The 6,732-nt window shown below is 41.6% G+C and carries 6 protein-coding genes; 4 read left to right on the forward strand and 2 right to left on the reverse strand.

The genetic code is table 11. The annotated features are described in order from the left end of the window. Positions 1-121: 121 nt before the first annotated feature. Positions 122-1,507, forward strand: coding sequence for a siroheme synthase CysG (gene cysG / locus AC27HD_RS07245; protein ID WP_032095671.1), 1,386 nt, complete (start codon positions 122-124; stop codon positions 1,505-1,507). Positions 1,508-1,619: 112 nt separating this feature from the next. Beyond that, positions 1,620-2,621 carry a hypothetical protein gene (locus tag AC27HD_RS07250; RefSeq protein ID WP_152561525.1) on the forward strand — a complete coding sequence of 334 codons (1,002 nt, stop codon included), beginning with the start codon at positions 1,620-1,622 and terminating at the stop codon, positions 2,619-2,621. Positions 2,622-2,729: 108 nt separating this feature from the next. Here the strand turns inward: AC27HD_RS07250 and AC27HD_RS07255 are convergent, their stop codons facing one another. Next, complete coding sequence (locus tag AC27HD_RS07255) at positions 2,730-3,221, reverse strand: PhoH family protein (protein ID WP_487104721.1); 492 nt, start codon at positions 3,219-3,221, stop codon at positions 2,730-2,732. Between the two features lie 203 nt (positions 3,222-3,424). On the opposite strand from AC27HD_RS07255, the gene AC27HD_RS07260 reads away from it, so the two are divergent. Beyond that, positions 3,425-4,624 carry a hypothetical protein gene (locus AC27HD_RS07260; RefSeq protein ID WP_487104675.1) on the forward strand — a complete coding sequence of 400 codons (1,200 nt, stop codon included), beginning with the start codon at positions 3,425-3,427 and terminating at the stop codon, positions 4,622-4,624. A 227-nt stretch (positions 4,625-4,851) separates the two neighbouring features. Here the strand turns inward: AC27HD_RS07260 and AC27HD_RS07265 are convergent, their stop codons facing one another. Continuing rightward, positions 4,852-5,730: a hypothetical protein gene (locus tag AC27HD_RS07265; protein WP_487104677.1), complete on the reverse strand. Its 879-nt coding sequence runs from the start codon at positions 5,728-5,730 to the stop codon at positions 4,852-4,854. Between the two features lie 325 nt (positions 5,731-6,055). On the opposite strand from AC27HD_RS07265, the gene AC27HD_RS07270 reads away from it, so the two are divergent. Then, positions 6,056-6,661, forward strand: coding sequence for a hypothetical protein (locus tag AC27HD_RS07270; protein WP_487104679.1), 606 nt, complete (start codon positions 6,056-6,058; stop codon positions 6,659-6,661). The last annotated feature ends 71 nt before the right edge of the window (positions 6,662-6,732 follow it).

A 6,732-nucleotide genomic window follows, 5' to 3' on the forward strand; every position in this document is an offset into this window, starting at 1 on the left:
GAAATAAAAGCAACTTCCGCCTTTATATAACGTTGTGGAATATAAAGGCTGATTTCGTTGTTTCTAATTAAAAAGAATTAGCGCAAAATAGCGTTAGTTCTTTTTTTTTATGTGCCCCTTGATGGATTACTTTCCCCTATTTTTAGATGCTCGTTCGCTAAACTGCCTTATTGTTGGTGCAGGTGAAGTGGCTGCTCGCAAACTTGAACTGATCATGAAAACGCCGGCAACCATTACCGTGGTGGCGCCGTGGGTATGCGATACGGTAAAAGCCCTTGCAAAGAGTGACAAGGTGACTTTAATAGAACGTGAATTTATCGATAGTGACCTAGCGCATAAAGACATGGTGTTTATTGCTACCGATAAACCCGATGTAAACCAATACATTCACGACCTAGGTCGCGAGCAGAAGGTACTGGTGAATGTGGTTGATAACACCCCCTTGTGCCAATTTATTACACCTTCCATCGTAGACCGTTCACCTATCATTATTGCTATGAGTAGCGGTGGCGTTGCCCCGGTCTTGTTACGCTATTTACGTCAGAAGTTAGAAACCGTTTTGCCCGCCAATCTCAGCAGACTTGGTTCATTTTCTGAGAAGTTCAGAGACAAAGTGAAACAGGCCCTAGATGGCGTCACTGCCCGTCGGTATTTCTGGGAAGATGTGCTAGATGGCGACATTGCCGAGATGGTTGAAAAAGGGCAAGACGAAAAAGCAGACAAGGCCTTTGAAATAGCCTTGCAAGCAGCCGCAGAGAATAAGGAAGTGACTGGGCAAGTGTACCTTGTGGGAGCAGGCCCTGGCGATCCGGACCTACTCACCTTTCGCGCACTGCGCTTAATGCAAAAGGCCGACGTGGTGGTTTATGACCGCTTAGTATCACCTCAGATTTTAGAACTGGTACGCAGAGACGCTGAAAAAATCTATGTGGGAAAAGCCATGAGCAATCATACCCTCCCACAAGATGACATTAATCAGTTGATGGTGGATGAAGCGAAAAAAGGCAATCGTGTTGTCAGATTAAAAGGCGGCGATCCGTTCATATTCGGGCGCGGCGGTGAAGAAATTCAAACTCTTATTGAACACGGCATTGAGTTTCAGGTAGTACCGGGTATTACCGCGGCAAGTGGCGCTTCAAGTTATGCAGGCATACCACTTACCCACCGAGATCACGCTCAGTCGGTGGTGTTTGCTACAGGTCACTTAAGAAACGGTACCATCGACTTGAATTGGTCTGCATTAGCGCACAAAAATCAAACCGCAGTATTTTACATGGGGCTAACCGGGCTACCTATTATTTGCGAAAAACTTATAAAGCATGGCTTACCTGCTACTACGCCTATCGCTTTGGTACAGCAGGCAACAACCGATGACCAACGTGTGCTTATTGGTACACTAACCGACATATGCGCTAGGCAAAAAGAAGCGCAGTTAAAGCCGCCGACGCTGGTTATTGTGGGTACCGTAGTAAACCTGCATAACGAGCTTAACTGGTTTCAACAATGATCCTAACGGGCGGCTGCTCATTTAAATAGGCTTGTATTTTCTGGCATGAACGACATACTCAGTAAACGAGAGTAATACTCTGTTTCTTGAATGTGTCGGTTATGGCGGAGCAATGACAAATTTATATGGCTTTTTATCTGTGTCTGTTTACCCCCGCGTGTTAGTCACGCTAAAGCTGCTCTTGCTGTTTGTTGCTTCGGTTACCGTCAGTGTGAAAGCCAACGCCGAGCAACTTGATTTTAGCATCACAAATAAACAAGACAGCGTGCGTTTTGACTACACATGGACAGACAGACAGCAAACTATTCACTCAATTAGCTTTGCACTTCCTCGAGAAACGATTAAACAAAACCCCACGCTGCAACCAAATTATAAGCCCAAAATAGCCCAGCGCTACGTAATGGTGGCGCTTCTAAAAGAAACCCAAAAATTAAACCCTAAAGAGGCCCGCGTTAACCTTAAGCGCCAGCAAGATGCCATCAACATTGAAGTCAAATCATCAAACCCAGAAAAAGCTGCTGAGGTACTCGATAACTTAAAAACCGTGCAGCAAACGGCGTTTGATGACTACCTTGCCGCTCACTACTTTACTCGCTTCACTACCATGTTTAATCAAAGGGCGGTTAAACCCGACCATTTGCGCTATATCAACGAATCGGTGAAGCCAATGGTGCCCGTATCTCAAGCGTTTTATGAAAAGCTAGCACCGCAATCTAATTCACGAGACTACTTTGCGCTTCTGCTCAGTTGGATCCAAAGTATTCCTTATAACGCCATGGACGACAGAGTGGCCAGTAATGGTTCAGGCTTTGCGCCCCCCATCGGTTTATTGATGCAAAACCAAGGCGATTGCGACAGCAAAGCTGTGCTGGCATCGTCTATGGTAAGAGCATTTTTACCCACAACGAAAATGATCATGGTGCTTTTGCCTGAACATGCTCTTCTTGGCGTGGCACTGACTCCCATGGCTGATGACGAAACCATTGAGTTTGAGGGAAAAGAATATGTGCTTTACGACCCCACAGGACCCGCGCAGATCCCTTTTGGTGAAGTGTCTGACAGCACTAAACAGTTTATTGATACCGGCCGATTTCAAATAGAATTAGTGGAATAGCGCATCGGTATTTCCGGTGCGCTCTTTAGCTATAAGTAAAGGTTTAGACAAGGTGACGGGCACGCTTGTCTCTAAGAAGCCTGGCAATGTAAGCAGACTGGTATAATACTACAAGTTCTCTTCCGCAAAGCTTGCAAGGCGGCTTCGTACCACACCATCAAGGTTAATGGTGGCGCTACCTGAGAAGTCTTTAAATTTTTCGACTAAATAAGTTAAGCCTGACGTCACAGCGCTAAGGTAGTTACTGTCTATTTGCGCAAGGTTGCCACCTACAATCAGTTTTGTACCCTCACCACAACGGGTAATAATGGTTTTAAGCTGCGATGCCGTTAAGTTTTGCGATTCATCTAGAATAACGATGGCGTTTTGAATACTGCGACCACGCATAAAGTTCACCGATTTATACTGAATATTCGCCTTCTCCATAATGTAATTCATAGAGCCTTTCGTATTTTCATCATGCTTGTGCAGCACTTCTAATGAATCGGTAATAGCGGCTAGCCAAGGCAGCATTTTCTCTTCTTCCGTTTTCCTAATTTCCACGAGTTCGTTGTCAAAAATAAAGTCGATTTGAATAATACCATTACACTTCGTTCTTATTTATTTTCAAAACTCCTTATTTCAACTTAAGCTGTTTACCACTTAAGTGATCGGTTTAGTCTAAGTTCAGTTTGTCATGACTAAGTCTTTTTTCATTTTGAGTTAATTGCAAAATTCTACCTCATATTTTGCAATGATATAGTAGGCGGCTAAGAAGCGACGAAGTGTTATTATTTTTAACTGTTAAATATATAGGAAAAACCATGTGGAGAAACGGATACCTTACACAAAATTTAGGTCGAGCTATCGTTAAAGAAATGCTTAAGTCAAAGACAGTGATGTTGGCAGAAGCACAAAATCAGTTTGAAAAGGAGCAGATAGATCAAGTTAGAAGAGATATTAATCGTAGTCGGGTTGGAAAAGACGCACTTACTTACGCTCTGTTATTTGAAAAAGTTTATGTGGACGAATCATCCATAGGTGGACTTGAGTTGTCTGCGAGTGATGACAAAGAAAACCTTGATTTCCGACCAATACTTGAAATCTCCAACCATAGCACAACTCAACACTGCTTTTTTACTAGCTCGATAAAGAGATTTTACACGCCTTCAGACAATAAGCTTGAAAATACAAACTTACTAGCCGATGGCTTTCAACTAACACCGCATGAAACAGTGAAAATGTTTAAAGCATTTGAGCCTTTTGTATGGCAACGGATGCGAGTATTAGGAAAAAAAGCGATTAATCGAAACTTATTAGGTGAAATTATTGAAACACTTGTTAAGTACCCTGATATTTTGCCATCCATCATTTACAACGAAGATGACACGGATTTAGATTTTTTGAAAGCCACACTAGCCCCGTTTGGTCAAAACTTCCATCTAAATGAGAAATGGCTAAATTATTTCCAAACGATAATCAAATTACTGCACACTAAAGGGACTGTCGCTTTGTCTTACGTGCGAGAATCACAACGACTCAACGCGGCTATGCCCTTGATGCAGCTTCCTGCTAAACCCAGCGGAAAAAGAGACTTTCAATATATAAAGTCTCTAAATAAGCACGAAGAAATTATAGCTTCTGTAGATGTGTTCTTAGACGAAATAGAGTTTCTACCGAAAATACGATGTTTCTCTGAAATCGCAGAGCTTCGTCAGAAGAGCGAGTTTGTAGATTTCAGACATGTCATGGCGCAATGGGTTGAGGCTTTTCAAACAGGTGATATAAAAAAAGAAAAAAGAATTAGACATCAAATCAAATTAAGTAATCGAGCACTAAAACGGGCTGCAAACTACGACCGAATAGGCAAATTTTGTACAGCTATTGGTCCTATTTCATTTTGTGCAGATTTCATTGCAAATGCGCCGCTATCAATAGTTCCTACTTTTTTAGGGATAGGTGCTTTGCAGCTTGCTGAAGACGAAAAAATCAGAAATAAGTGGATTCTTATTGGCAGGAATTAAATTAAAAAGCAACTAAATTAGATATTTCTTAGCTTTAATTCAGTCTTTTTAAGTCTTGTTTAGTTCCCTTGTATGACTTGATGTGGATTAGTCGCCAGTTAATCATACACTCACAGGTAGAGTTGATTAATATCTGCGATCAAAAATGTCACGTTAAGTAAAGAACTAATCTGCGTATATGATGTGACCATTGGGTATATTCCTTACCGTAGTACACCTTATCCCGTCTATATCTCTATGACTATTCTCTGGATCTCATCCTTGTAAGATTCTATTTTTACATGGTAAACACCGTCTCCAGATAGTCCTACAGTGACACCTGCACCCGGATTTCCATTCATGAAGGTTTGATGTCTAACAGGTAAGTAAAAGTGCTTGTTAGAATCGTCTTGAAAGTTTCCTTTTATATATGATTCCTTTATCGCCGGAAGATGTCCTCTGTAGTCCAATTCTCTTACCGTTCCATTTGCGATTAATTCACCGATTGAGGAATGATTATCATCCAAAGAAAAGGCTTCTGCTGGCCAGCTATCCTCCTCTTCATTTGAACAAAATCTCTCTCCTGTGCTTACAACTTCAAACATTCGACTCTTCGCTTCAAATTCTTCTTTCTCTCTCTCGTCCTCCATGGATACATACCAAGGATCACAAATCATTATTGAGGCAGTGTCAACAGCGATTGCACCAGCATATCTTGTTTCTAAAGCTGAAACAGGAACATCGACATAGTCATTCATTCCTTTGTCCCAAACAGTAATGTCGCTCGTGAAAGCTTGGGCTGCCTCAACTTTTCCCCTCAAATTACGTAGCTCTTTGTTTTTCTGCTCTATCATCTCAGAGTGATCTTTATTATCTGACACGAGTCTAGCAAGCTCTTCCTCTCGAACCTTAATTCTGTCACTCAGTTGTTTTTCGATGAATTCAGGTGTGCGACGCTCAAGCTCGATAGCTTTGTCCTTCCAAAGTTTTACATTTTGCTGGGCAACTTTTAGCTGAGAGTCTTTAAGCTCGTTAATGGAGCGCAAATTTTTAATGTATCCCAGATAGATGAAGCCTATAACGGTTAAGGCTCCAAGATTCGAAACCAGCGCAATTATTTCAACCATAATAGATCCATTGTTGTATTTTTATACATACTACAGATGTGTCAGAAGTAAACAAGGCGTCAAATCAGTATGTTATGTCAAAGGGCGTAGGCGTAATTTTTTTAGATTATTGATAATAAGATTTCGGAATATTAAAATTGGGCAAATTCATTTAAAGCACATTAAGCGAATGTCTGCTTCTTGTCTTTTGATGCCCATCAAGGCTCTCTGTAGGGCAGCTCAGTACGTATAGCAGACGTTTTGTTTTTTCCTTTGAAAACGCATAGCATGCTTTTCTGTAGAAACGGGTGCTACAATATAATTCCAGTCATAAACTGTTCAGGCCATGAGATCTTTTTTAAACGTTACCAAGTGTGAAAACTCCCTACTATCTGAGAAATTCTCGTTTCTGTTGAAGTACAACGAGGATTGTACAGCCGATGACTTTTCTTGGGCTGCAATAACGGTGTTTGACCATTGGCTGTACGAGACGGATTCATTCAAAGTGATAGAAGAAGCCTCATGTGCAGAAAAGCAAGGTTGGAACAACGCTATTAAGCTTTTCTTGAAGAAGTTAGTAGAGCTGGAAGAACCACGTAAGTATAAATATATCGGCCGCAATTCAAATCAGAAGCTTCAGTTTTCGTACTATATTAAAAACGCGAGTATGGCTGAATATGTGGCAAAGCAGTTTGACGAGGTTTACTCTCCAAATTTGGTATTCAATCGACTAGGTGTAGACCTGTGGTTTGAGGATAACTGGACGATTCACTTCAAGTATAAGTCGCAACAGGGTTGTCTCGAAATGCTCAAACTAGCTTCAGAGTTAGGGCTATTTATATTACCCGCATACTGCGCCGACCATCTAAATAACTATGAGGTACTCTCTGACTTCATGAGAAAGAACGGCCTTGATAAGTCACTTCATCGTGATTTTGTGGCAGCCGCTTAATAATGCATTGAGTGTCCGCTCCTTGTCTGGAGCGGACTTGCGAGTCAGAGTATCAAATGTCCGCTTTACGC

The organism is Alteromonas sp. 4NS20-0143 (assembly GCF_057542855.1).